This is a genomic window from Pseudomonas sp. S2_F07, assembly GCF_054668325.1.
The window spans coordinates 2,610,183-2,635,810 of sequence record NZ_CP162758.1; the positions used below are offsets into that span (position 1 = coordinate 2,610,183).

The 25,628-nt window shown below is 60.9% G+C and carries 26 protein-coding genes; 11 read left to right on the plus strand and 15 right to left on the minus strand.

Going from position 1 to position 25,628, the window contains the following annotated elements:
• The first annotated feature begins 72 nt into the window (after window positions 1-72).
• The 3 genes from AB4O40_RS11645 to AB4O40_RS11655 all read left to right on the plus strand — a co-directional run bounded on the left by AB4O40_RS11645 (window position 73) and on the right by AB4O40_RS11655 (window position 2,932).
• On the plus strand, window positions 73-1,392 hold the full coding sequence (locus tag AB4O40_RS11645; protein ID WP_056726093.1) for an MFS transporter: 1,320 nt from the start codon (window positions 73-75) through the stop codon (window positions 1,390-1,392).
• A gap of 433 nt (window positions 1,393-1,825) precedes the next feature.
• Entirely contained in the window at window positions 1,826-2,059 is a 234-nt protein-coding gene (locus AB4O40_RS11650; RefSeq protein WP_460054454.1) for a hypothetical protein, read from the plus strand.
• 249 nt (window positions 2,060-2,308) lie between these two features.
• Window positions 2,309-2,932, plus strand: coding sequence for a flavin reductase family protein (locus AB4O40_RS11655; RefSeq protein WP_223541147.1), 624 nt, complete (start codon window positions 2,309-2,311; stop codon window positions 2,930-2,932).
• A 3-nt stretch (window positions 2,933-2,935) separates the two neighbouring features.
• Here the strand turns inward: AB4O40_RS11655 and AB4O40_RS11660 are convergent, their stop codons facing one another.
• Window positions 2,936-3,166 carry a hypothetical protein gene (locus AB4O40_RS11660; protein WP_223532182.1) on the minus strand — a complete coding sequence of 77 codons (231 nt, stop codon included), beginning with the start codon at window positions 3,164-3,166 and terminating at the stop codon, window positions 2,936-2,938.
• Window positions 3,167-3,207: 41 nt separating this feature from the next.
• Window positions 3,208-3,561 (minus strand): putative quinol monooxygenase, encoded by a 354-nt coding sequence (locus AB4O40_RS11665; protein WP_056726097.1) that lies wholly within the window; start codon window positions 3,559-3,561, stop codon window positions 3,208-3,210.
• A 431-nt stretch (window positions 3,562-3,992) separates the two neighbouring features.
• Here AB4O40_RS11665 and AB4O40_RS11670 point away from each other — a divergent pair, with 431 nt between their 5' ends.
• Entirely contained in the window at window positions 3,993-4,922 is a 930-nt protein-coding gene (locus tag AB4O40_RS11670) for an AraC family transcriptional regulator (RefSeq protein WP_056726098.1), read from the plus strand.
• A gap of 153 nt (window positions 4,923-5,075) precedes the next feature.
• On the opposite strand, the gene AB4O40_RS11675 is transcribed toward AB4O40_RS11670, so the two are convergent.
• The 6 genes from AB4O40_RS11675 to AB4O40_RS11700 form a co-directional block, all read right to left on the minus strand.
• Entirely contained in the window at window positions 5,076-6,131 is a 1,056-nt protein-coding gene (locus tag AB4O40_RS11675; RefSeq protein WP_008052508.1) for an ABC transporter ATP-binding protein, read from the minus strand.
• An 18-nt stretch (window positions 6,132-6,149) separates the two neighbouring features.
• Window positions 6,150-6,995, minus strand: a complete 846-nt coding sequence (locus tag AB4O40_RS11680) for an ABC transporter permease (protein ID WP_223541148.1) — start codon at window positions 6,993-6,995, stop codon at window positions 6,150-6,152.
• Entirely contained in the window at window positions 6,992-7,900 is a 909-nt protein-coding gene (locus AB4O40_RS11685) for an ABC transporter permease (protein WP_223541149.1), read from the minus strand. The genes AB4O40_RS11680 and AB4O40_RS11685 overlap by 4 nt, the downstream gene beginning before the upstream one ends.
• Window positions 7,901-8,047: 147 nt before the next feature.
• Complete coding sequence (locus AB4O40_RS11690; protein ID WP_007978499.1) at window positions 8,048-9,151, minus strand: extracellular solute-binding protein; 1,104 nt, start codon at window positions 9,149-9,151, stop codon at window positions 8,048-8,050.
• Window positions 9,152-9,368: 217 nt separating this feature from the next.
• Window positions 9,369-10,817 (minus strand): aldehyde dehydrogenase family protein, encoded by a 1,449-nt coding sequence (locus AB4O40_RS11695; RefSeq protein ID WP_460054447.1) that lies wholly within the window; start codon window positions 10,815-10,817, stop codon window positions 9,369-9,371.
• The gene (locus AB4O40_RS11700; protein ID WP_460054444.1) at window positions 10,814-12,451 is read right to left on the minus strand and encodes a 5-guanidino-2-oxopentanoate decarboxylase; all 1,638 of its coding nucleotides are present in this window, start codon (window positions 12,449-12,451) and stop codon (window positions 10,814-10,816) included. The genes AB4O40_RS11695 and AB4O40_RS11700 overlap by 4 nt, the downstream gene beginning before the upstream one ends.
• 159 nt (window positions 12,452-12,610) lie before the next feature.
• On the opposite strand from AB4O40_RS11700, the gene AB4O40_RS11705 reads away from it, so the two are divergent.
• Window positions 12,611-13,492, plus strand: a complete 882-nt coding sequence (locus AB4O40_RS11705) for a LysR substrate-binding domain-containing protein (RefSeq protein WP_056726103.1) — start codon at window positions 12,611-12,613, stop codon at window positions 13,490-13,492.
• Window positions 13,493-13,594: 102 nt separating this feature from the next.
• On the opposite strand, the gene AB4O40_RS11710 is transcribed toward AB4O40_RS11705, so the two are convergent.
• Together AB4O40_RS11710 and AB4O40_RS11715 are read right to left on the minus strand one after the other, a co-directional pair.
• Window positions 13,595-14,209: an NAD(P)-dependent oxidoreductase gene (locus tag AB4O40_RS11710; RefSeq protein ID WP_056726104.1), complete on the minus strand. Its 615-nt coding sequence runs from the start codon at window positions 14,207-14,209 to the stop codon at window positions 13,595-13,597.
• A 46-nt stretch (window positions 14,210-14,255) separates the two neighbouring features.
• Window positions 14,256-15,134 (minus strand): MBL fold metallo-hydrolase, encoded by an 879-nt coding sequence (locus tag AB4O40_RS11715; protein ID WP_460054441.1) that lies wholly within the window; start codon window positions 15,132-15,134, stop codon window positions 14,256-14,258.
• A gap of 114 nt (window positions 15,135-15,248) precedes the next feature.
• On the opposite strand from AB4O40_RS11715, the gene AB4O40_RS11720 reads away from it, so the two are divergent.
• Window positions 15,249-16,154 carry a LysR family transcriptional regulator gene (locus AB4O40_RS11720; protein ID WP_201783890.1) on the plus strand — a complete coding sequence of 302 codons (906 nt, stop codon included), beginning with the start codon at window positions 15,249-15,251 and terminating at the stop codon, window positions 16,152-16,154.
• A gap of 161 nt (window positions 16,155-16,315) precedes the next feature.
• On the plus strand, window positions 16,316-16,492 hold the full coding sequence (locus AB4O40_RS11725) for a hypothetical protein (RefSeq protein WP_020799474.1): 177 nt from the start codon (window positions 16,316-16,318) through the stop codon (window positions 16,490-16,492).
• 8 nt (window positions 16,493-16,500) lie between these two features.
• On the opposite strand, the gene AB4O40_RS11730 is transcribed toward AB4O40_RS11725, so the two are convergent.
• A complete protein-coding gene (locus AB4O40_RS11730; protein WP_056726108.1) occupies window positions 16,501-17,397 on the minus strand; it encodes a helix-turn-helix domain-containing protein in 897 nt (298 codons plus the stop codon).
• A 181-nt stretch (window positions 17,398-17,578) separates the two neighbouring features.
• Here AB4O40_RS11730 and pobA point away from each other — a divergent pair, with 181 nt between their 5' ends.
• On the plus strand, window positions 17,579-18,772 hold the full coding sequence (gene pobA / locus AB4O40_RS11735; protein WP_460054437.1) for a 4-hydroxybenzoate 3-monooxygenase: 1,194 nt from the start codon (window positions 17,579-17,581) through the stop codon (window positions 18,770-18,772).
• A gap of 78 nt (window positions 18,773-18,850) precedes the next feature.
• Complete coding sequence (locus AB4O40_RS11740) at window positions 18,851-20,368, plus strand: MDR family MFS transporter (protein WP_056726110.1); 1,518 nt, start codon at window positions 18,851-18,853, stop codon at window positions 20,366-20,368.
• Window positions 20,369-20,491: 123 nt separating this feature from the next.
• Here AB4O40_RS11740 and AB4O40_RS11745 read toward each other — a convergent pair whose 3' ends face one another.
• From AB4O40_RS11745 to AB4O40_RS11760, 4 genes are all read right to left on the minus strand, one after another.
• Window positions 20,492-21,340 carry a cache domain-containing protein gene (locus AB4O40_RS11745; protein WP_460054434.1) on the minus strand — a complete coding sequence of 283 codons (849 nt, stop codon included), beginning with the start codon at window positions 21,338-21,340 and terminating at the stop codon, window positions 20,492-20,494.
• An 87-nt stretch (window positions 21,341-21,427) separates the two neighbouring features.
• On the minus strand, window positions 21,428-22,300 hold the full coding sequence (locus tag AB4O40_RS11750) for a hypothetical protein (protein ID WP_056726112.1): 873 nt from the start codon (window positions 22,298-22,300) through the stop codon (window positions 21,428-21,430).
• Between the two features lie 116 nt (window positions 22,301-22,416).
• On the minus strand, window positions 22,417-23,409 hold the full coding sequence (locus AB4O40_RS11755; protein ID WP_056726113.1) for an NAD-dependent epimerase/dehydratase family protein: 993 nt from the start codon (window positions 23,407-23,409) through the stop codon (window positions 22,417-22,419).
• 54 nt (window positions 23,410-23,463) lie between these two features.
• A complete protein-coding gene (locus tag AB4O40_RS11760) occupies window positions 23,464-24,357 on the minus strand; it encodes a LysR family transcriptional regulator ArgP (protein ID WP_056726114.1) in 894 nt (297 codons plus the stop codon).
• A 96-nt stretch (window positions 24,358-24,453) separates the two neighbouring features.
• Between AB4O40_RS11760 and AB4O40_RS11765 the strand changes: the two genes are divergently transcribed.
• Together AB4O40_RS11765 and AB4O40_RS11770 are read left to right on the plus strand one after the other, a co-directional pair.
• Window positions 24,454-24,855 carry an ACT domain-containing protein gene (locus AB4O40_RS11765; protein WP_056726115.1) on the plus strand — a complete coding sequence of 134 codons (402 nt, stop codon included), beginning with the start codon at window positions 24,454-24,456 and terminating at the stop codon, window positions 24,853-24,855.
• Window positions 24,856-24,861: 6 nt separating this feature from the next.
• On the plus strand, window positions 24,862-25,464 hold the full coding sequence (locus AB4O40_RS11770) for a LysE/ArgO family amino acid transporter (RefSeq protein WP_056726116.1): 603 nt from the start codon (window positions 24,862-24,864) through the stop codon (window positions 25,462-25,464).
• Window positions 25,465-25,628: the final 164 nt, after the last annotated feature.

Consider the following 25,628-nt stretch of genomic DNA (forward strand, 5'->3'; position numbering starts at 1 on the left):
AGCTCCTGCTATAGCCCTGGCAGGCTGCGTTTATTCGCGCTCCACAAAAACAATTAAATGAAGGATCCTTCAATGGATAACTCCAACGCCCTGCCCCTTGGGTCGGCTGCCACGCCGGCTAAAGAAAGAACCACCGCCAGTCGCATCAAATCGATTTTCAGCGGTTCTGTCGGCAACATGGTCGAGTGGTACGACTGGTACGTCTACGCCGCCTTCTCCCTGTACTTCGCCAAGACCTTCTTCCCCAAAGGCGACACCACCGCACAACTGCTCAACACCGCCGCGATCTTCGCCGTGGGCTTCCTGATGCGTCCGATCGGTGGCTGGCTGATGGGTCTGTATGCCGACAAGGTCGGGCGCAAAAAGGCCCTGATGGCCTCGGTGTACCTGATGTGCTTCGGCTCGCTGCTGATCGCCCTGAGCCCGAGTTATGAAGTCATCGGCATCGGCGCACCGATCCTGCTGGTGTTCGCGCGCTTGCTGCAAGGCCTGTCGGTGGGTGGCGAATACGGCACCTCCGCCACTTACCTCAGCGAGATGGCAACCAAGGAGCGTCGCGGTTTCTACTCCAGCTTCCAGTACGTGACCCTGATCTCCGGCCAGCTCATCGCTTTGGCGGTGCTGATTGTCCTGCAGAACTTCCTGACCACCGAGGAGCTCTACGCCTGGGGCTGGCGCATCCCGTTCGCCATCGGCGCGCTGTGTGCCGTGGTTGCGCTGTACCTGCGTCGCGGCATGGAAGAGACCGAGTCCTTCACCAAGAAAGAAAAAGCCAAGGAAAGCGCGATGCGCACCTTGATGCGCCACCCGAAGGAACTGATGACCGTGGTTGGCCTGACCATGGGCGGTACGCTGGCGTTCTACACCTACACCACCTACATGCAGAAATACCTGGTGAATACCGTCGGCATGAGCATTTCCGACTCCACCACCATTTCCGCCGCCACGTTGTTCCTGTTCATGTGCCTGCAACCGATCATCGGCGGGCTGTCGGATAAAATCGGTCGCCGGCCGATCCTGATTGCCTTCGGCATTCTGGGCACGCTGTTCACCGTACCGATCCTGACCACCCTGCACACCATTACGACCTGGTGGGGCGCGTTCTTCCTGATCATGGCGGCGCTGATCATCGTCAGCGGCTACACCTCGATCAACGCGGTGGTGAAAGCCGAACTGTTCCCAACCGAAATCCGCGCCCTGGGCGTCGGCCTGCCGTACGCACTGACCGTCTCGATTTTCGGCGGCACCGCTGAATACATCGCGCTGTGGTTCAAGAGCATCGGCATGGAGACGGGTTACTACTGGTACGTTACCGCGTGCATTGCCGTGTCGTTGTTGGTGTACGTCACCATGAAAGACACCCGCAAGCATTCGCGGATCGTCACTGACTGACAGATAGATCGAAGCTGGCAGTACTGGCCTCTTCGCGAGCAAGCCCGCTCCCACATTCGACCGCGTTCCTTCTGGAACAACCCGGTTAAATGTGGGAGCGGGCTTGCTCGCGAATGGAGCCGACTCGACATCAAGTCAGTTCGGCCGGAGCCCGGATTGGCGTTGCGGCAGTGAAAATGGGTAAGGGCTTCATGAAAAACCTGTCACCCAGGTAAAAGAGCCGATTAATCACGCGTTAATGCTCGCCGCCCAACCTTTAACGGCCTGATCGATTCATTGCGATGTGCTCACTCAGTCCTTGAAAGCGAAAAAGCCTGACGGCCTTAACATCCAATTAATCGATCAGTAGCAGGATTTAATTGCGAAATTTAATCGATTTATCTGGCGTCTTGGCTTTTTTCCACTAAACGCCAACGAGACGGGAGTCACCACCATGAAAACCAAACTGATCCTTGCCCTGGCCCTTTCCGTACTGGCCGCCAACACGTTCGCCGCCGATGGCTACGACAAAACCGGCTCGGCCTCTTTCGGCTCCGATGCCAGCGCTGCCATCGAACGCAGCCACTCGGGCACCTATGCCTCGGACGGTTTCGATAAAACCGGCACCGCGGACACTGTCGCTGCCGACGGTTTCGACAAAACCGGTAGCGCTGAAGCTATCGGCTGAATGTGGAGGGAAACTCACGGCCCGGCTTCGGCCGGGCTTGGTCGTTTTTGGGGGCCACAAAGTCTGGTAATCACATAAAACCTGTGGGAGCGAGCTTGCTCGCGATGACTGACATTCAGTCGACATCCATGCTGAATGTCAGTCCGCAATCGCGAGCAAGCTCGCTCCCACAGGGTTGCGCATGACTGGAAATCAGCGTCTGGCCCTAGCACTATGGTCGATCTTCAAATGCTGCCTTCTGGAAATCCCATGCCCGACGACATCCACTTCTACGAACCCGCCAACGGCCACGGCCTACCCCACGATCCGTTCAACGCCATCGTCGGCCCGCGCCCCATCGGCTGGATCTCTTCACAGGACGCCGAGGGCCGCTTGAACCTGGCGCCCTACAGCTTCTTCAACGCCTTCAACTACATCCCGCCGATCATTGGTTTTTCCAGCGTCGGGCGCAAAGACAGCCTGAACAACATCGAACAGACCGGCGAGTTCGCCTGGAACCTGGCCACCCGGCCGCTGGCCGAGCAGATGAACCAGAGCTGCGCCATGGTCGGGCCTGAGGTCAACGAATTCGAACTGGCCGGGCTGACGACCGCTGCCTCGAAGGTCATTCAGGTGCCGCGGGTGGCAGAGAGCCCGGTGTCCTTCGAGTGCAAGGTCACGCAGATCATCCAGTTGCAACGGGCGGACGGCAACGTGGTGCCGAGCTGGCTGATCCTCGGCGAAGTGGTCGCCGTGCATATCGCCAAATGGCTGTTGAAGGATGGGGTATACGACACCGCCGCGGCAGAACCGATTCTGCGCGGCGGCGGGCCGGCGGATTATTTCCAGCTGGGGCCTGAGGCGTTGTTCAAGATGTACCGCCCGGGGCGGTGAGAATCACCAGAGCAGGTCGGTGTTTTCCTTGACGTCCTTGAGGCGGGTCAGCTCCTTGGCGGCCGCATCATCGGCCTCGTGAGCGGTCTTGAAGATCTGGCCTTCCAACACTTTGTGAAAACGCGGGGCGCCGGCACCACCCAGCGCTTTGACGGCGATAGCGGCGTGGTAACCACCCTCGCCCGGTACTACAGCGGAAACAGCTTCGAAGTGATCAAAGGCTTTACGTGCCATGTCGCGCATCCTGGCTGATTGAGAATGCCGTCATTAAACCCTCAACCGGCCAGTTTGTGTACCGCCACTTCGGACTGTCCCAGAGCCTGCGCCGCCGAGACATCCTTGAAGGTGTGGAAGTCCAGGCTGTTGACCACCAGCTCCTGCACCAACTCGGCAAAAATCTCCATCGCCGGCGTGTTGAAGTACGCGGTCATAGCCTGTTGATTGCTCCAGAAACCGGACACCAGCCACAACTGCGGATCGCATTGCGAATGCTGCAAGGAAAAGCTCAGGCAGCCTGGCGCTGCACGGGACGGTTCGATCAGGGCGCTGAGGCGCACACCGAGTTCCGCCGAACGCCCGGCGCGCGCTCGAACGAAGGCCATATGACTGACGGGGATTTGCGTGGACATGTTCAACCCTCCCGGGGAGTCGCGTGGCAGCCAGGGGACGGGCTGCGACAGGATCAAAGGTTAAGGGTCGCGACGCCTTTCTCGTTAGTCGATTCCTGCCGGTGCGTTGCACAATCCTGCGAAACTGCATGACAAGCCTGTAACAAGCTGTAAAACACTGTCACGGTTCTGCCATACGAGCTTTGTGTAGGAGCTGCCGAAGGCTGCGATCTTTTGACTTTCACTTTCAAAATCAAAAGATCGCAGCCTTCGGCAGCTCCTACGGGGTTATCGGCGTTAGTTCAAGCGCGCCTGTGCGTTGGCCGTGCTTGGGTACGAAACCAACCCCAGGCAGAATCAGGCAAGCATCCGGCAGGATGTGTCTACCGCTGCCGCTTGCACAAACTTATGCTCTGCACCACTCCCTCCATGCCTTGCCGAGGATGCCTCGCATGTCGTCGCTCGATCACTTTCAAGCCCCGCTGGACACCGACATGGAAAAGCAGCGCGCGGAACTGGCGGCCATCATCCGCCGCAACACCGCCGAAGATGGCAGTTATGCCACGGCCATCGGCTCGCTGTTCATGTCCCGCCACAGCCAGTCCCACGAGTTCGCCCCGGTTCTGGCGCAACCGGCGCTGTGCATCATGGCCCAGGGGCGCAAGGAAGTTCAGTTGGCCAACGAGTACTTCAACTACGACCCATTGAACTACCTGGTGGTCTCGGTCTCGATGCCGCTCAGTGGACGGGTGGTGGATGTCTCGCCTGAGGAACCGATCCTGGCCCTGCGCCTGGACATCGACCCGACGGAAATCACCGCACTGATCGCCGACGCCGGCCCCCTCGGCGTGCCCACCCGGCCGGCCGGGCGCGGGCTGTATGTCGAAAAACTCGACACCGCGATGCTTGATGCGGTGCTGCGTCTGGCACGGTTGCTGGACACGCCGAAAGACATCGCCATGCTGGCGCCGCTGATTCGCCGGGAGATCCTCTATCGACTGTTACGCAGCAAACAGGGACATAGGCTGTACGAAATCGCCATCGCCAACAGTCAGAGCCATCGCATCAGCCAGGCGATCAAATGGCTCAACGGCAATTTCGAACAGCCGTTGCGCATTGATGATCTGGCCAAGGAAGTGAACCTGAGCGTGTCGACGCTGCATCATCGTTTCAAGGCGATGACGGCGATGAGCCCGTTGCAGTATCAGAAGCAGCTGCGCCTGCAGGAAGCACGGCGGCTGATGCTGGCCGAAGGGCTGGAGGCTTCGGCGGCAGGGTATCGGGTCGGGTATGAAAGCCCTTCGCAGTTCAGCCGGGAGTACAGCCGATTGTTCGGGGCTCCGCCGTTAAGGGATCTGGCGCGGTTGCGGTTATCGGTTTGAGCTTGTTTCTTTGCAAGCAGTGCCGGCCTCATCGCGAGCAAGCTCGCTCCCACATTGGATCTCCTGCGAACACAATACTTGTGAACACTTCAGATCTACTGTGGGAGCGAGCTTGCTCGCGATGAGGCCAGCACAAACAGCATCAAATCCGGATCAAGCCCCAAGTACCCGGCAAGCCTCCACCGGCAAGGTCACCGACACCGGATGCCCAACGCTCAAGCCAAAGCCCTGGCACGGCGTGCTCAGCGCGGTAAAGGACACCCCTGAACACTCCACCGTGGTCTCGATAGTCGCGCCAATATCGCGCACGAAGGTCACTTTGCCCAGCAGGCGGTTGCCCGCCGTCGCTTGTGGCGCTGACAGTTGCAAGTCTTCCGGGCGAATCAGCATCTTCACCTTTTCACCGACCACGATGCTGCTGCAGATCGGTACTTGCAGCGCATCGCCGCCCGGCAGGCTGACCTTGCCGTTACCCAGCGCCGTGGCCGGGAAAATGTTGCCCGAGCCGATGAAGTCCGCGACGAACTCGTTGGCCGGGTGCCGGTAGATCTCGATCGGCGTACCCACCTGCTGCACCTTGTGTTCACCCAATACGACCACGATATCGGCCATGGTCATGGCTTCACGCTGGTCGTGGGTCACCATGATGGTGGTGATGTTCAGGCGTTGTTGCAGTTGACGGATTTCCACCTGCATCGACTCGCGCAGCTTGGCGTCCAGCGCTGACAGCGGTTCGTCGAGCAGGAGGATTTTCGGGTGTGAGGCAATCGCCCGGGCAATCGCCACGCGCTGGCGTTGGCCGCCGGACAGCTTGGCCACCGGGCGATTGATCATCTGCTGCAGCTGGATCAGTTCCAGCAATTCCACCACCCGCGCCTGTTGGTCAGCCTTGCTGACTCCACGCAGTTTCAGCGGATAGGCGATGTTCTCCCCGACTGTCATGTGCGGGAACAGCGCCAGGGACTGGAACACCATGCCGAAGTTGCGCAGGTGCGCCGGGGTGTTGCCGATGTCTTCGCCATCCAGGCGGATCTCGCCGCCGGTCAGGGTTTCAAGGCCGGCGATCATGCGCAGCAAGGTGGTTTTGCCACAACCCGAAGGGCCGAGGAAACACACCAGTTTGCCCTCGGGCAAATGCAGGTTCACATCCGTTACCGCGCAGGCCGAGCCGTAATGTTTCTCGACGTTTTCCAGAATCAGACCAGACATGTGAATCACCTCAAGAAATCAGAACGAAACGCCACCTTCACCAACCAGCTTCTCCAGCGCCCAGATCAGGACGAAGTCGATCAGCACGATCAGCACGGCAAACGAAAATACGGTTGGGTCGAGCGAAGACACGGTGCGGCTGTACATCCAGATCGGCACGGTCATGACGTCGATGGTGTAGAGGAAGTAGGTCACGGTGAATTCGTTGAACGAGACGATGAACGCCAGCAGCATGCCCGCCAGGATCCCCGACTTCATCAACGGCACCACCACATCGACAATCGCCCGCAGCGGTGAAGCGCCGAGCATTTGCGCGGCCTCTTCGACTTCGCTGCCGATGGAAAGCATCGCCGCCGTGCAGTTCTTCACCACGAACGGCAACGCGAGGATCACGTGGGCAATCACCAGGCGCGAGGTGGTCATGTGGAACGGCAGGCTGTCGAACACCAGCAGCAACGCCAGGCCCAGCACCACCATCGGGAACACCAGCGGCAACGACATCAGTTGCAGCGCCACGGCCTTGCCACGGAACTCGCAACGGGTCAGCGCGTAGGCCGCCGGCACCGCGATGATCGTGGCGAAAACCATGGTCAGGCACGACACCAGCAGGCTGGTGCTCATGGCCTGGCCGAGGCTCAGGACGTCACTGGCGTCCGGCGACACGAAGGTGTGCCAGGCGGCCTTGTACCATTGCAGGCTGTAGCTGCTCGGCGGGAAATCGAGGTTCGACGCACCGCTGAACGACATCACGATCATGGTCAGAATCGGCAACACCGCCAACAGCAGGATGAAGCCCGAGAGGATGCCGGCAAACTTGCCGGTATCACCCGGCAACAACTGGCGCTTCTTGATCAGGGTACTCATTGCGAAGCCTCCAGCATGCGGCGACGGCGGCCAGTGATGTATTCGGACAGGGTCATGATCGCGAGGGTGGTGACGATCAGCACCACACCGGCAGCGGATGCGGCGGGCCAGTTCATCAGCGGGGCGATCTGGTCATGCACCATCACCGCCAGCATCGGCACGCGCCGGCCGCCGAGCAGCAAGGGCACCACGAAACTGCTGGCGTTGTAGGCGAACACCAGGGTCGCGCCGGTAATGATCCCCGGCAGGCTCATCGGCAACACCACTTGGCGGAACACTTGGAAGCGACTGGCGCCAAGGGTGGCGGCAGCTTCTTCGTAACTGCGGGCGACGCCGCGCATGGCGCTGGCAATCGGCAACACGGCCAGCGGGAAGGCGGTTTGCACCAGGCCCATCAACACGCCGTTCTGGTTGTACAACAGCATGATCGGGCGCTTGATCAGGCCCAGGCCCATCAGTGCCTGGTTGAGCATGCCGCCAGGGCCGAGGATCACCAGCCAGCCGTAGCTTTGCAGCAACAGGTTGACCAGCAAGGGCAGCAACACCGCCGCCAGGAAGATCCGCCGCACGAACGGTGAGGTCAGGCGCGACATGGTGTAGGCCACCGGGATCGCCAGGATCACTGCGATCACCGCGCTGATCAGCGCCAGGCGCAGGGTCAGCATCAGCGACTTGAGGTAATAGGGTTCCAGCAACTGGGCGTAACTGGCCAGGCTGAACCCGGACCATTCCGCGCCCTTGGTGCCCACGCTCATGCGCAGTACCAGCAGGCTCGCGGCAATCAGCACGCCGAGAAACAGCATCGACGGCGAGAGGAAAAGCCAGGCGCGCGTCGTTGGCGAAACACCCCGAGCGGCGCGCACGGGGGCGGCACTCACCGGATGAGTCAGAGGTTGGTGTTCCATAGCAAAGGGTCTCGTCAATGGAAAATCAGAAATATCAGCCTGTACGGCCCCCCTGTAGGAGCTGCCGCAGGCTGCGATCTTTTGATCTTTTTCAGAGCTACCGAAGAGCAGGATCTAAAGATCGCAGCCTTCGGCAGCTCCTACGGATCAGGAAGAAAAGATTTCCGTGTAACGACGAATCCATTGGTCATGCACAGTCGCCAGGAAGGCGTTGTCGTGCATGATCGCTTTCTCGGCAATCTGCTCCGGCGTGAGGATGTACGGGCTCTTGCGTGCTTCGGCGGAGATGATCGCCTTGGCGTTGACCGGGCCGTTGTAGATGTCTTCAGCCATCTTGCCCTGCACCAGCGGGTCCAGGGAGTGGTTGATGAAGGCGTAGGCCATGTCGGTATCGCCCGGACGGTTCTTCGGCATCACCGACAGCATCAGGTCGGTGTAGAAACCTTCCTTCATGCCGAACGTGGCGCCCAGGCCGTAGTTCGGGTCGCGGATCTGTTTCGGGAAGAAGGCCGGTGCGTACAGGCCACCCATGTCCAGGGAACCGGTGCGGAACAGTTCGGCGATCTGGTTCGGGTTTTCGCCCAGGGTCACCACACGATCTTTCAGCTCGGCGAGTTTCTTGAAGCCAGGCTCGATGTTGTGTTCGTCACCACCGGCCAGTTTGGCGGCGATGATGATCAGGTCCATGGCCTCGGTCCAGTTCGGCGGCGGCAGGAAGATGTTTGGCGCCGCGTCGGCATCCCATAGGGAGGCGTAGCTGGTCGGGGCTTCTTTCTGGGTGCGGGTGCTGTAGACCAGGCTGTTGCACCACAGCAGGTAACCGATACCGTGGCCATTGGCGCCGGTGCGGTATTTCTCCGGTACATCGACAAGATTTGGAATGCGGTTGAGGTCGGGTTTTTCCAGCAGGTTGGCGGCGGCCAGACCTTCGGCGCCGACGCCTGCCAGGGTGATGATGTCGTACTGCGGACGATCACCGCCGGCCTTGAGCTTGGCGACCATTTCCGAGGTACTGCCGGTGCGGTCGGCGATGACCTTGCAGCCGTACTTGTCTTCAAACGTCGCGGCGATGTTGCGCAGTGCGGCCAGGCCGGTGTCGTCGGACCAGGTCAGCAAACGCAGGGTCTTGCCGGCAAAACGTGTGTCGCTGGCATTGGCCTTGATGAACGGCATGCTCATGGCTGCCGCTGCAACCGAGGCTACGCCTACGGTCTTGATAAATTGACGTCTGTTCAGATCATGCTCGCCCATTACGGACTCCCTTTGTTTTTGTAGGTATAAGGCAGGTCGAAACTGTTGCATCCGCGCGACCGGACCAGCGTTAGCCCTCGTATTTTCGGGGGCTTGGCTGAGCCAGCGAGTTCATCCTGAGGTCGTGTAAAACACCTGACTATCGATAAAAACTCATTGAAGCCATGACGCCAGCGCATGCCTCAACGCGAGGCATGCACTCACCTTTTTCGTGCCTTCAGACGGCCCGGATCACGTGTTTGATTTCCTGGAAAGCCTGCAAGCCCCACGGCCCCAATTCACGGCCGATGCTGCTCTGTTTGTAGCCACCCCAGGCGGTCTGCGGGAGGATCACCTGCGGCGCATTGATCCACACAAGCCCCGCCTGCAAAGCGTTGGCGACACGGTCAGCGGTCTGTGCATTGCGTGTCACCACACTGGCGACCAGGCCAAACTGGCTGTCGTTGGCCAGGGCAATCGCCTCGGCTTCAGAGGCGAAACGGCGTACGCAGATCACCGGACCAAAAATCTCTTCATTCCACAGCGCACTGCCCTGGGGCACGTCGGTAAACACCGTCGGCTGCAAAAAATATCCGCGCGGCAGGTCTGCCGGGCGATTGCCACCGCAAACCAGTTTGGCACCGGCACTCAAACCGCGATCGATGTGACCGAGCACGCGCTGGTATTGCGCCTGATTGACCAGCGCGCCCATTTCCACGTCCGGGTCGAACGGGTCGGCCACGCGAATGGCTTCGGCACGGGTCTTCACTCGGCTCAGGAATTCATCGGCCAGTTCATCGGCGACCAGCACGCGGCTGGTGGCGGAGCACATCTGCCCGGCGTTGAAGAAACCACCGCCACAGGCCACTTCCACCGCCAGGTCGAGATCGGCATCGGCCAGTACCAGCAGCGAGGATTTTCCGCCCAGTTCCAGGCTCACGCCCTTGACGGTTTCCGCCGCCCGCTGCATGACCTGCACGCCGACCGCATTGCTGCCGGTGAAGGAAATTTTCGCGATGCGCGAGTCAGCCGACAGGGGCGCGCCAACCGCAAGACCGGTGCCGCACACCAGGTTGAACACGCCTGCCGGCAACCCGGCTTGCGCGATGATCGCCGCCAGTTCCAGCTCCGGCAGCGGCGTCACTTCCGAAGGCTTGAGCACCACGCAGCAGCCGGCGGCCAGGGCCGGGGCGAGTTTCCACGCGGTGGTGACCATCGGGAAATTCCACGGCACGATCAGGCCGACCACACCGCACGGCTCGCGGCGCAAACGTGCGCTGAAGTCGTCGGTCGGCAGTTCTATCGCGCTGTCTTGTTTGGCATCCAGCCCTTCGGCGAGACCGGCGTAATACTCGAAAGTGGCGATCACGTCATCGACATCAATCGCGGCTTCGAACTGCGGCTTGCCGTTGTTGCTCGACTGCAAGTGCATCAGCTTTTCACGATTGGCCTGCACCCCCACGGCGATTTTGCGCAGGATCGCGCCGCGCTCGGCGCCCGTGGTTTTCGACCAGTCGGCGAACGCCTGGGTCGCCGCGCTCACCGCGTGGTCAACGGCGCGCTCATCGCCGCCATTGACGGTGGTCAACAGGGCTTCGGTCGCCGGGTTGATCACCCGCAGGTGTTCGTTGCCGGCCGACCATTGGCCGTTGATGTACAGGCCATCCAGGGTCGTAGGGAAAGTCATTTCGACACCGCCTGCATCCACTGGGCCTGGTCGATTTCAATCAGGGTCGGACCCTGGCGATCGGTAGCCACACGCAATGCGCCACGCAGTTGCTCGACACTGCTGACCGCTTCGGCGGCGCAACCCAATGCCTTGGCCACACCGATGAAGTCCGGGGTGTAGATGTCCACGCCCACCGGCTCGATGGCACGGTTGACCATGTACTTCTTGATCTCTTCGTAGCCCTGGTTATTCCACAGCAGCACGATCACCGGGGTGCGCGCTTCAACGGCGCTGGCCAGTTCCGGCAGGGTGAACTGCAGGCCACCGTCGCCGATCAGGCACACCACCGGAGGCCGCGCACCACCTTCGACGCTGCCACCCAGCCAGGCGCCAATCGCTGCCGGCAGGGCGTAGCCGAGGGTGCCGTAACCGGTGGACGAGTTGAACCAGCGACGCGGACGCTCCGGGTTGAACGTCAGGTTGCCGGTGTATACCGGTTGGGTCGAATCGCCGACGAACACCGCGTCCGGCAATTCCTGCAGAACGGTTTCGAGGAAGCGGGTCTGGGCGAGGGTCGGTGCATCCCAGGTCGCGGCCAGGTCTTCACGCAGACGGGCGGCACGTACCTGGCCCCAATCGTTGCGGCGCTCGGCCAGGGATTTGTGCGACAGGGCGCTGAGCAAAGCCTGGGCGGCGTTGCGCGAGTCGGCCACCAGTGCCACGTGCGGCGGGTAGTTGCGTACGGTCTGGTCCGGGTCGATATCGACGCGCAGCAACTTGCCAGGAATTTCGAAGCCACCGGCGAAGGTCACGTCGTAGTCGGTTTCGGCCAGTTCGGTGCCGATGGCCAGTACCACGTCGGCCTCGGCAACCAGTGCACGGGTGGCGACCAGGCTCTGGGTCGAGCCGATCAGCAGCGGGTGGCCGGAGGCGAGCATGCCCTTGGCATTGATGGTCAAGGCGACTGGCGCGTCCAGCAATTCTGCCAGCTCAGTCAACTCGACGGCCGCGTCGATGGCGCCGCCACCGGCGAGGATCAGCGGACGCTTGGCACCGGCCAGCAATTCAGTCATGCGCGACACGGCGCTCGGCGAAGCGCCAGCGCGGTCGATATTGACCGGCAGGCTGCTGAGCAAGTCGTCGGCTTCTTCAACCAGGACATCCAGCGGAATTTCAATGTGCACCGGACGCGGACGACCCGCCTGGAACAGCGCGAAGGCGCGGGCCAACACACCCGGCAGCTCGGAAGCCGACATCAGGGTGTGGGAGAACGCCGCGACACCGGCACACAGTGCGCCCTGGTTCGGCAACTCATGCAGCTTGCCGCGACCGCCGCCCAACTGGCTGCGCGATTGCACGCTGGAGATCACCAGCATCGGGATCGAATCGGCATAGGCCTGGCCCATGGCGGTGGTGATGTTGGTCATGCCAGGGCCGGTGATGATGAAGCACACACCCGGTTTGCCGCTGGTACGGGCGTAGCCGTCGGCCATGAAGCCGGCGCCCTGCTCATGACGCGGCGTGACGTGGTTGATGCTCGAACGGGCCAGCCCGCGATACAGCTCCACGGTATGCACCCCCGGAATGCCGAACACCTGCTCGACCCCGTAGTTTTCGAGTAACTTGACCAATACTTCGCCGCACGTCGCCATGTCTTTGCCCTTTTTGTTCGTTTGAGACGCCGGGCGTGCGCTGTGTTTATGATGGATTCGCAGGCCCGGGAATGGCCTCATTGGAACGGGCGACAGGTAGCCGCAACAATGGATAAAAAGTCATACTAGCCATGTCCTCACGTCATACCTTGGATCCCAATGAAACGACTGCCTCCCCTGCCGGCGCTGCACACTTTTCTGATTACCGCGCAGTGCTGCAATTTCACCCGGGCCGCCGAACAGCTGCATATCACCCAGGGCGCGGTGAGTCGGCAGATCGCCGGGCTGGAAGATCATCTGGGTTATGAGCTGTTCATCCGCCTGGCCCGAGGCCTTGCCCTGACAGCCGAGGGACGGGAATGGCTGCCACGGGTGCAGCAGATTTTCGGCCTGATCGACGAGGCCGTTGAACAGATCGGCGAGAAGCGCGAAACCCTGCAGCTCAAGGCACCGACCTGCGTCATGCGCTGGTTGCTGCCGCGTCTGTTGCAATGGCAAAGGGAACGCCCGGACGTGCCGGTGGAACTGACCACCACGGTCAAGCACGGGGTGGATTTTCATCGCGAGCAATTCGATGCAGCGGTGATGTACGGCGCACCGCCGGACGATTCATTGATGTCGCAAAAACTCTTCGACGAACAACTCACGCCGGTGTGTTCCAGACCGATGCTCGAAGGCCCCATGCCCCTGCAGAGCCCGGCCGATCTGCAACAGCACCTGCTGCTGCACCCGACCCGAGACGAGCGGGACTGGAAGGCCTGGTTGAAAGCGGCGAATGTGCATTTGACCAATGTCGGCAAGGGCCAGCATTTCGAAACACTGGACCTGGCGATGTCGATGGCGTCCCAGGGAACGGGGGTGGCGATTGGCGACTGGTCGCTGATCGGCGATGACCTGAACGCCGGGCGGCTGGTCATGCCATTCGACTTGAAGGTAACGACAGGACTGGCGTATTACCTGGTATTCCCCGAAAAACCCGGGCCTTCGCCGAAGTTGCGTGAATTGATGGGCTGGTTGGTGGAGCAGGCGCAGTCGCGTTGAACCACGGTATCTGTAGGAGCTGCCGCAGGCTGCGATCTTTTGACTTTGATTTTCAAGATCAAAAGATCGCAGCCTGCGGCAGCTCCTACATGGATTGCGGTGTTAGTACCCGACTGTAAACCGCTGCCGTGAATGCTTCGGCGCTTCCACTTCGTCGAGCATTGCAATCGCGTAGTCGGCAAAGCTAATCCAACTGCGCCCTTCGCTGCTCACCAGCAAGTCATCCTGACCGAGGCGGAATTTCCCCGTGCGCTCGCCCTCGACAAATTCTGCCGATGGCGACAGGAAGGTCCAGTCCAGATCCCGTTCTTCACGCAAGCTGGCGAGGAATTCGGCACCCGCGCCGGCCTCTGCCTTGTAGGCCTCTGGGAAACCTTCGCTATCGATCACTCGAGTGCCATCGGGCAATAGCAGTGAACCCGCCCCGCCCACCACCAGCAGGCGTTTAACCCCGGATTTTTTCACCGGACCAACGACTGCGTCGGCAGGTAGCGTGGCGAAATGCGCCGCGCTGATAACCACGTCATGGCCCGCAATCGCAGCTTGCAACGCAGCGGCATCAAGGGCATCGACGGCCTTGCCGGCCACACCGTCACGCGGGTCGATTTTCGATGTATCGCGGGCAATGGCGGTAACGCTGTGACCGCGGCGCAGGGCTTCTTCCAGCAGTTGGCTACCGGCACGACCGGTGGCACCGATGATTGCGATTTTGCTCATGACGTTCTCCAGTGGGTTGAGCTTCTAGGATTTCAGTTGAGGCGGGTTACCACTTCATCTCGCCCTTGGCGACCTTGGCGCTCAGCTCCAGGGAGCTTTCATCTTCCAGGGTCGGGAAGCGCTTTTTCATCGCCGCGATCAGCGCGGCGGAATCCTTGGCCTTGGCGGTTTCCTCGTCGAAGGCCTTGATGTATGCGGCGGTGAACTGCACGGCGGCCAGGGAGCGATCGCTCTCGCCAAGGTAATGACCCGGCACCACGGTCTGCGGTTTCAGGGTTTCAATGGAGTGCAGCGTAGCCAACCAATCGGCATGGGACTGTGGCGTTTGCGTGTCCGCCATCCACACGTGGATGTTTTGCGCCACCACGACACCACCGACCACGGCCTTGAGCGACGGAATCCACACAAAGCTGCGATCCGGCTGCGGGCCCTCAAGACCAAGCACCTGCAACTTCTGCCCTTCAAGGATCAGGCTGTCACCCTTGAGCACGTCCGGCACGATGGTTTTGGCCGGCACGTCCGCACCCATTTTCGGGCCCCAGAACGCCAGTTTGCCGTCGACGGTTCGCTTGATGTGGTCGACGGTCGGCTGCGAGGCGAGGACCTTCGCCTTGGGGAACGCAGCCGTCAGGGTATCGAGGCCGAAGTAGTAATCCGGATCACCGTGGCTGATGTAGATGGTGGTCAGTTGCTTGCCGCTGGCGCGGATTTTTTCCACCACCTGCTCGGCCTGGGATTTGCCGAATTGCGCATCCACCAGGATCGCTTCTTTCTCGCCACTGACCAGCACCGAGGTCACCGGGAAGATCGCTTTATCACCGGGGTTGTAGACATCCAGCGTCAAGGTCGAGGCGGCTGCATGGGCGGCGAAACCGAGGGCGACGCCTGCCAGCAAAATGCGCTTTAAAGTGGTGAAACCGATCATCTGTTGCTCCGTTGTCCGAATGCCTTGCTTGGCGATGGAACAGAGCTTAGTTGCCTGACTCAGTACAAAAAATGCGATGCTTGAACATAGTTTGTTTCTGAAAGCGGGCAAATCATGGATCGTCTTCAAGCAATGCGCGTGTTCGTCACGGTGGTCGACCTCGGCAGCCAGTCGGCCGCCGCCGATCATCTGGAGCTGTCACGGCCGGTGGTGTCGCGGTATCTGGCGGAACTGGAAGACTGGGTCGGCGCGCGCCTGATGCATCGCACCACACGCAAGTTGAGCCTGACCGCTGCCGGCACCGAGATCCTGCCCCGCTGTCGGCAGATGCTCGACTTGTCCTCCGACATGCAAGCCGCCGTCAGCGAACCGGATGACGCACCGCGCGGCCTGCTGCGGATCAGCGTCAGCACCTCCTTCGGCCAGGCACAACTGGCCGATGCCATGGCTGCGTATGTCCGGCGCTACCCCGGCGTCAGCATCGACATGCAGATGCTCGACCGCACCGTGAACCTGGTGGATGAGCGCATCGATCTGGCGATCCGCACCAGCAACGACCTGGACCCGAACCTGATCGCCCGCCGCCTGACGGTTTGCCGCTCGGTGATCTGCGCGTCCCCCGCTTACCTGCGTGAGCACCCGGTGCCGCAACGGGTCGAGGACCTGAGCCTGCACAACTGCCTGACCCACTCCTACTTCGGCAAAAGCCTGTGGCATTTCGAGCAGGACGGCGAGCAGGTTTCTGTACCGGTGCAGGGCAACATCAGCGCCAACGAGGCCAGCACGCTGCTGCGCGCAACGATCGCCGGTGCCGGGGTGGCGATGCTGCCCACCTACCAGGCCGGCGTGCACATCCACAGCGGCGAATTGATTCGCCTGCTGCCGGCGGCGGAACCCCGGCAAATGAATGTGTATGCGGTGTATGCCTCGCGCAAGCACATGCCGACGGCGTTGCGCAGCTTGCTGGATTTTCTGGTGCTTAGATTTCCGGAAGAACCGGAGTGGGATATCGGGTTGTAACACCGCCCCCCTGTAGGAGTTGCCGAAGGCTGCGATCTTTTGATCTTGCTTCTTAAAATCAAAGTCAAAAGATCGCAGCCTTCGGCAGCTCCTACACAACTCACTGGCGCTGACCTATGCTCAAAGTAATACCGAAAGGTATTCGTTCAGAGGTCAACGCCATGAACATCAAAACAAGAAGATACCTCGCGATTTTCATCACCTGCGCGGTCACGCTCGGGCTGTATGGCGCTGCGGCCTGGCGCGTCGAGCAACTGCGCAACCTGCCCCGTGAAGCGGCGAGTTGCAACTTCGAACGCTGCATCCCCCACAACGCCACCCTCAACGCCCTCCGATAACGAAGGGGTCAGGCTTCGTTGTCCTGATCGGCCTTCAGGCGGTCGCGGAACGCCTTGGGCGAAATCCCCACACGACGCCGGAACAGGCGCGTGAAGTTGGTCGGATCGGAAAACCCCAACACGTCGGACATTTCATAAATGGTCATGCTGGTGTAGGTCAGCAAACGCTTGGCCTCCAGCAATTGACGTTCGTGCATGATCTGCAACGCCGGTTGCCCCGCCAGCTCACGACAGGTGCCGTTGAGGTGGGATACGGAAATCCCCAGCCGATGGGCCAGGTCCTCGACCTTGACGTGCTGGCGATAGGTCTCTTCCACCAGCTGAATAAAGCCGTTGAGGTATTCCCGGGCCCGCTGCGGTCGCGCCATGGCGGTGCGGCGCTGGATCACCTGGCGGCTGACCCACACCACGATCACACTGACCAGCGAATGCATGAGCATTTCCCGCGCCGGTTGATGGCTGGTGTATTCGTTCTGCAAGGCGCTGAACAGGCTGTTGAGGTACTCGGCGTCCTTGCCTGCCGGGTAGCTTTCGGACTGGGCCAGGGCATTGACCGATTGCCCCAACTGTATCTGCAGGTGGGCGATCAGCGGCGCGGCCAGGGTCACGACAAACCCTTCCACATCCTCGGAAAAGCGAAAGCCGTGCACTGACAGCGGTGGCAGGATCTGGATTGCCGGTTCCACCAGTTGCGTTCGCTTGCCTTCGATTTCAAGCTCGGCCTGACCTTTGAACACGAAGAGCAACTGGCACAAATCAGCGTGGCGGTGAGGTTTGATTTCCCAATGATGTTCGCGACTGCGTTTGGAAATGGTTTCACAGTGCAGCAAGTCCGGGGTCGGCCAATCCAGGCTTTCACCGTAGAGCTTGAACACCGGAATCGAAGGCAGGTCAGGCTTGTTCATCACTTCAATCCAGGCCTCGGAGTAGATGGCGGGCGATAATCGCACCGATTGGCAGAATGTACAGCTATCGGCTCAGTTTTCACCTTCAATTGACAGACCCGCAAGGGAAAAATGCAAGCACTCGATCCATAAAAATCATTCACCGGCCCTGGTCGCGTGAAGCTTGCGAGTCATAAAAACAATGAAAACGCTGAAAACCCAAGTCGCCATCATCGGCGCCGGCCCTTCTGGCCTGTTGCTCGGCCAATTGCTGCACAACGCCGGCATCGACACCCTCGTTCTAGAACGCCAGACCCCGGACTACGTGCTCGGCCGAATCCGCGCCGGCGTGCTTGAACAAGGCATGGTAGAGCTGTTGCGTCAGGCCGGCGTGAGTCAGCGCATGGACGCCGAGGGACTGGTCCATGGCGGCTTCGAACTGGCCCTCGGCGGACGCCAGGTCCACATCGATCTGCACGCCCTGACGGGGGGCAAGAGCGTGATGATCTATGGCCAGACCGAAGTCACCCGCGACCTGATGGCCGCTCGTCGGGAGGCTGGCGCGCAGACGATTTATCAAGCCGACAACGTTGTTCCCCACGGCATGAAAACCGACGAAGCGTTTGTCACTTTTGAGAAGGACGGCGAACGGTATCGTCTCGATTGCGACTACATCGCCGGTTGCGACGGCTTCCATGGAGTGGCGCGGCAATCGATTCCCGCCGACAGCCTGAAAGTCTTCGAACGGATCTATCCGTTCGGCTGGCTCGGGATCCTGGCCGACACCCCGCCAGTCCACGAAGAGCTGGTCTACGCCCGCCATGAGCGCGGTTTCGCGCTGTGCAGCATGCGCTCGCCGACACGCACCCGTTATTACCTGCAAGTGCCCACCAGCGATCATGTCGACAGCTGGTCGGATCAACGCTTCTGGGACGAACTCAAGTCGCGACTGCCACAACAGTTGGCGGACAAGCTGGTAACGGGCCCGTCCATCGAAAAAAGCATCGCGCCACTGCGCAGCTTCGTCGTCGAACCCATGCAGTACGGGCGCATGTTCCTGGTCGGAGACGCCGCGCACATCGTCCCGCCCACTGGCGCCAAGGGCCTGAACCTGGCGGCCAGTGACGTCAGTACGCTGTTCAACATCCTGGTCAAGGTATACCGCGAAGATCGCCTCGATCTGCTGGAGAAGTACTCGGAAATCTGCCTGCGCCGGGTGTGGAAGGCCGAACGGTTTTCCTGGTGGATGACCTCGATGCTGCACCGTTTCGACGATCACGATGCCTTTAGCCAGCGCATTGCCGAGTCGGAGCTGGAGTATTTTGTCGGCTCTGAAGCGGGTCGAAAAACCATTGCAGAAAACTACGTCGGGCTTCCTTACGAGGCTATCGAATAGCTTCCTACCGACTTACACTGGCGAGCATCCCCGCTCGCCTAGCTACTTGCGGGTCAATCACTGCCCGCAGGTTTTCCCGTGACCAATCTCCACCAGCCTGAAACGCCCAAACCCGCTATCCGCAGCGTGCTGATCGCCCTGATGCTGGCGATCTTCCTCGGCGCGCTGGACCAGACCATCGTCGCCGTTTCGATGCCGGCCATTTCCGCGCAATTCAAGGACGTCAGCCTGCTGGCCTGGGTGATTTCCGGCTACATGGTGGCCATGACCGTGGCGGTGCCGATCTACGGCAAACTGGGCGACCTGTACGGGCGGCGCAAACTGATGCTGTTCGGCATGGGCCTGTTCACCCTGGCATCGGTGTTCTGCGGCATGGCCCAGAGCATGGAGCAACTGGTGCTGGCCCGGATCCTCCAGGGCATCGGGGCCGGCGGGATGATCTCGGTGAGCCAGGCGATCATCGGTGACATCGTGCCACCACGGGAGCGCGGTCGTTACCAGGGCTATTTCAGCAGCATGTATGCCGTGGCCAGCGTGGCCGGCCCGGTGCTTGGCGGCTATATGACCGAATACCTGTCCTGGCGCTGGGTGTTCCTGATCAACCTGCCGCTGGGCCTGGGTGCCTGGCTGGTGGCCCATCGCACGCTGATGGGGCTGCCGATTCCGCAACGCAAACCGATCATCGATTACCTGGGCACTGTGCTGATGATCATCGGGCTGACCGCCTTGTTGCTGGGCATCACCCAGGTCGGCCAGGGCCACTCGTGGCGCAGTGCCGAAGTATTGGCGCTGCTGGCCTGTGCGGTGCTGGTGCTGGGGCTGTTCGTCGTCCACGAGCGACGGGCACGGGAGCCGTTGCTGCCCATGCATCTGTTCGCCAACCGCAACGCGATCCTGTGCTGGTGCACGATTTTCTTCACCAGCTTCCAGGCCATCTCACTGATCGTATTGATGCCGCTGCGCTTCCAGAGCGTCACCGGCGCCGGTGCCGACAGCGCCGCCCTGCACCTGCTGCCCCTGGCCATGGGCTTGCCGATCGGCGCGTATTTCGCCGGCCGCCGCACCTCGGTGACCGGGCGCTACAAACCGATGATCCTTGCCGGCGCGGCGCTGATGCCTGTCTCGATTATCGGCATGGCGTTCAGCCCGCCCCAGGCATTCGTCGTGAGCAGCCTGTTCATGCTGCTCTGCGGGATTGCCTCCGGCATGCAGTTCCCGACGTCATTGGTCGGCACGCAGAACTCGGTGGACCAACGGGACATCGGCGTCGCCACCAGCACCACCAATCTGTTCCGTTCGCTGGGTGGTGCCGTGGGTGTGGCATTGATGTCGGCGCTGCTGTTGGCGTTGTTGCAGGACTCGAGTTTCGCGCACCTGGCCGGCTCGTCGCTGATTGCCGAAGGTCATTCGGGGAATGTGTTGCTGGACGGTTTGAATGCCGCGCCAGGTGATGCGCAGAACGCCTTGCGTGCCGAGTTGTTGCTGACGTTCCGGCACTTGTTGACGGTCAGTGCGGCCGTTTCACTGCTGGGGCTGGCGGCGGCGATTGCCATGCCGAACATGTTGTTGCGCGGGCGGGAGGATAAGGTTCGGTAAGCAGACCGAGTCGCTTGTATTCGCGAGCAAGCCCGCTCCCACATTAGACCGAGTCGCTCATGAGTACGCGGTCAACTGTGGGAGCGAGCTTGCTCGCGATAGCGATTTTTCAGACACCACCTATCAAGGGCTGTAATACCCGACCGCCACCAGAAAATGCCCGACTTTCTTCAGGTAGGCATGTTTGTTCTCGACCTTGCCGGTCACCGGGTTTTTCCAGCGGTATTCGTATTCGCCATCATCCTGCTGGGCCATCAACGCCAGAATCGGCTCGCCCACCGGTTTGCCTTCCGGGTCCAGGACCTTGCTGAAGTCGGTATTGATCAGCCGCAGGTTGGTGCCGTGGGCCACGTAACGCTGGGTGTCCAGGTCGACGACAAATACATACAGGTCATCCTGCAGGTAGCCGCCCTTGAGGGAGTTGATCGCCGTCAGGGTGCCCTTTTCGTCCTTGGTCAGATCGGTTGCCGCTTTGTTCAGCAAGGCCATGGCCTGTTCGGCGGAGGCCCTGGGCAGGTAATAACCGACCGCCAGAATCCGCTGGCCAATGCGCTGGTAGTAGACATGCTTGCGCTCGACCTTGCCATCATTCCAGTTCTGCCAGCGATATTCCGCCTGCTGAATGCCATTGCCTTCCGGCACTTTCAGGGCGTCCTTGAAGGTTTTCTGCAAGTCCGGCCCGAGCACTTCCGACACGTCCCGGCCAATCAGCGCCGACGACGGCCCGCCACTGGCAAGCATCACACCCTTGGTGTCGAGCACGAAGACATAACGGTCCTTGTCGACAAACTCACCCTGGCGGCTGAACGCCGCAAGGGCCTTGTCGCCATTCTGGTGGTAGTAGGCCAGGGCTTTTTCCAGCAGGGCTATGGCCGCCTTGCTGTCGTCCTTTTCCGTCCCGGCGGCTTGCACCTGGCCCAGGCACAACAAAAACATGCCGCACAGCAAGGTGAACCTATGCAGAAACCCCATTGCGCATCCCTCGTTCCTGGTGGTGTTTCAAGAGCGTAGACGGCAATGGGGGATGCATGGATATCAGGAACCTCCTGAAGCAGTCGATTACTGCCGGGCGCGCAGTTGCTGCTGAAGGTTCTGGATCTGCGCCTGAAGGGTATTGATATTGCGGGTGACCTGGCTGCGGAAGGCATCGAACTCGGCCGTGTTGGTCGAACCCTGCGCGACCGCCGGACGGTTGTCCTGCACGCTCTTGACCACGATCATGTCTTGTTCGAGACGCTCGATGGCCGCGCTCGGATTGCCTTGTTTCTTCAGTGCGGCAATATCGGCGCCCAGGCTTTTGAGCTGTGCATCGAATTTTTCCGAATCCGACGGGGCACTTTTCAGGGCGGCCAATTCAGTGCTCAAGGCTTTGACCTGGGCCTGCAACTGCGTATTGGCCGTCTGATGTTCGGTGTCCTGGGCAGTCAATTGCGCCAGGCGTTTGTCCAGTTCGGTGGTTTGCGCGGTCATTTGTGCCAGTCGCTTGTCCAGGTCCGAGGCCTGGCCGGCAACACCTTGCTGCTGGGCGCTCTGGTCCTGGAGCTTGCTTTCCAACTGGCGGATTTGCAGCTTCAAAGCCTCGCTGTCAGTGTTGACGCTGGTCTGGCTGGCGACAACCTTTCCGGAAATATCCTGCAGGCGCCCCGCCGCTTCCTCACTGATTCGCGCGAAGCTTTCCTGGGTCGCCACCAGCTGCTGCTCCATCAGGGAGATCTGCTGAAAGCTCCACCAGGCCAGGCCCGCGAACGCAAAGAACAACGCCCCGACCAACGCCCACAAGGCACCGGTACTCGCCGCCTTGACCTTCACCACTGGCGCCGTGCGCGAGTGCACGACCGTGCGGGCGGTCGGCGCAAAGTCGTCATCGAGAACGTCTGCACGCAGGCTCGGTACATCATCGAAGTCGTCGTTGGCATCGTTTCGCATAGACATTGAATCAACCTTAGTGAATCACATAATGGCTTTATGCCGCACAGTATAAACCCCACAGCCGCAACCATTGACCCCCAAGCCCGAATCCGGTTCAGTCAGGGGTCATGGTTCGAGGGTCAGCGAACAGCCTGGGCCTTCCACCAGCCACAGAATTCATCGAGCGCCGTCCAGAGGCTGACCTTGGGATCGTAATCCAGATAATGCCGGGCGCGGCTGATGTCCAGGGTGAAATTTTTGTTCATGACCTGCATGCCCAGACGCGACAGCGTCGGTTCGGGACGCCCCGGCCACAACTTGCACACACCCTCGTTGAGCGCCGCCACGCTGTAGGCCAGGCCGTAGGAACGGTAACGGGTGACCTGTGGGACTTCCATGTTGCGCATGACGTAATTGACCACGTCCCACAGAGGGATCGGCGTGCCGTTACTGATGTTGTAGGCCTTGCCCAGCGCAGAACCACTGGCCAGCAAACTGCCGAGCAACGCCTCGTTGAGGTTTTGCACGCTGGTGAAGTCAACTTTGTTCAGACCGTTGCCGATGATTGCCAGGCGTCCCTTGCGCTGCATGTTCAACAAGCGCGGGAAGATGCTCATGTCGCCGGCCCCCGTGACGAAACGCGGGCGCAGGGCCAGGGTTTCGAGACCGAACTCCTGGGCACCGAAGACTTTTTGCTCGGCCAGGTACTTGGTGGCGGCGTAAGGGTGTTTGAAGCGCTTGGGCACCTGTTCTTCGGTCAGGCCCAGGTGATCGCGACCATCGAAGTAGATCGACGGCGACGACAAATGCACCAGCCGCCGAACTCGCTGCTTCAGGCAAGCTTCGACCACGTTCTCGGTGACCTGGACGTTGCCCTGATGGAAGTCCTGATAACGGCCCCACAATCCAACAGCGCCGGCGCAATGCACCACGGCCTCGACGTCCGAACACAGCTCGCGCGCCAGTTCCGGGTCGCTCAAGTCACCCGGGATGAACTCCGCTCCCCGGCGTACCAGATGCTCCACGCTCTCGGCCCGGCGACCGTTGACCCGCACGTCCAGGCCCTGCTCCAGGGCAAAACGCGCAAAGCGCCCGCCGATGAAGCCGCTTGCGCCGGTAACCAGAATCTTCATGAATTGCTCCGAATATTTCGTTTTGCGTATTACGTGAGGTCTTGACGCTGCGCGTCAGTCCAACGGCACCAGCCATTGCTTCGATGCGCTGACCAATTGATCGGTGAGCAGCCCCAGCAACTGGCCGCCATTACGCCAATGATGCCAGTACAGCGGCACATCGATCGGCTTATCTGGCAGCAGCTCCTGCAATACCCCCCTTTCAAGTTGCTCGCGCACCTGCAGTTCCGGAACCAGCCCCCAGCCCAGCCCGGCTTCCGTCAGACGAATGAAACCTTCGGAGGACGGGCACAAATGGTGTTCGAATCCACCCTCGACACCGAGGGACGCAAGGTAGCGATGCTGCAGGAAATCGTCCGGGCCAAATACCAGCGCCGGGGTTCGGGCCAACTGATCGGCGCGTACCCCCTGCGGAAAATGCCGGGCAATGAAGGCGGGGCTGGCCAGCGCACGGTAACGCATGGCCCCCAGCAACACGCTGCGCGCACCTGCCACCGGACGCTCACTGGCGCAGACGCAGGCTGCCACTTCACCGGCACGCATGCGCTTGAGGCCGACGGTCTGGTCTTCGACCACCAGATCCATCAACAGATGTTGCTCGGCGCAAAACTCGCCCACCGCCTGCGCCCACCATGTGGCCAGGCTGTCGGCGTTCAGGGCGATCCGCAGGCGTTCCGGCAGGCCCTCTTCATCCAGCGCCGGCACCAGGCTTTGCAGATCCCGTTCAAGCAAACGCACCTGCTGCACGTGGTTGAGCAACCGCCGGCCGATTTCCGTCGGCGTTGGCGGTGTGGCCCGCACCAGCACCGGCTGGCCAACCCGCGCCTCCAGCAGCTTGATGCGTTGGGAAATCGCCGATTGCGACAAGCCCAGCACTTGGGCCGCCCGCTCAAAACCGGCCTGTTCGACCACAGCGGCCAAGGCAGAAAGCAATTTATAGTCGAACATCAGTTTTCCTAATGAGCGATCAGCAAGATTGGTTTTTCTTATACAGCTTTCACAAGGACAATGACCAGCAAGAACTCTTGAACAAGGATCACCCATATGGCTGGCGAAACTTCATTGGCAACGCTGCTGCGCAGCATGAGCCCGCAACTCAACGCCGGCGAATACGTGTTCTGCACCCTGCGAGACGGCAAGTTGCCCAGGGATCTGGAGATTGTCGGCAGCTTCCGTGAACAGGAAGGCCTGACCGTGATTCTCGAACGTTCCCACGCCGTAAAAGCCGGATTCAGCTTCGACTACATCGCAGCCTGGATCACCTTGAACGTACATTCGGCCCTCGAAGCGGTCGGCCTGACCGCCGCGTTCGCCACGGCACTGGGCAAGGCCGGAATCAGTTGCAACGTGATTGCCGGCTACTACCACGACCATTTGTTTGTCGGCCATGCCGACGCCGACCGCGCCCTGCAAGTGCTGCGGGATCTGGCAGCCAACGCGGAGTAAAAAATCATGTGGCAAAGTTATGTGAACGGGCTGCTCGTGGCCTTCGGCCTGATCATGGCGATCGGCACCCAGAATGCGTTTGTCCTGGCGCAAAGCCTGCGACGTGAACATCACCTGCCGGTGGCGGCGCTCTGCGTGGCCTGCGACGCCCTGTTGGTGGCCGCCGGGGTATTCGGCCTGGCGACCGTACTGGCGCAGAACCCGACGCTGTTGGCCATCGCCCGCTGGGGCGGTGCAGCATTCTTGTTGTGGTATGGCAGCCAGGCGCTGCGCCGGGCCTTCTCGAAGCAGAGCCTTGAGCAGGGCGAAGGCCAGACCGTACGCTCGCTGCGGGCGGTGATGCTCAGCGCGCTGGCGGTGACCTTGCTCAACCCGCACGTCTATCTGGATACCGTTTTGCTGATCGGCTCCCTGGGCGCCCAACAAACCGAGCCCGGCGCTTATGTCGTAGGCGCGGCCAGTGCCTCGCTATTGTGGTTTTTCACCCTGGCCCTCGGTGCGGCATGGCTGGCACCGTGGCTCGCCCGGCCCAGCACCTGGCGAATTCTCGATCTGTTGGTGGCGGTGATGATGTTTGCCGTAGCGCTGCAACTGATCGCGGCCATCTGATCGGCGGAACCTCTATTCCACACAGTTGTTGCGTGGTTATGCCGCCCCCCCGGTGCTATGATCCGACTCCCTGCGCCGCAAAGAGTACAAACTCCCCGGCGCTTGTCTGGCCGCCCGTGATCGGCCTTGCGCTCACCGCAACTGACCTGACTAGGAGAATCATC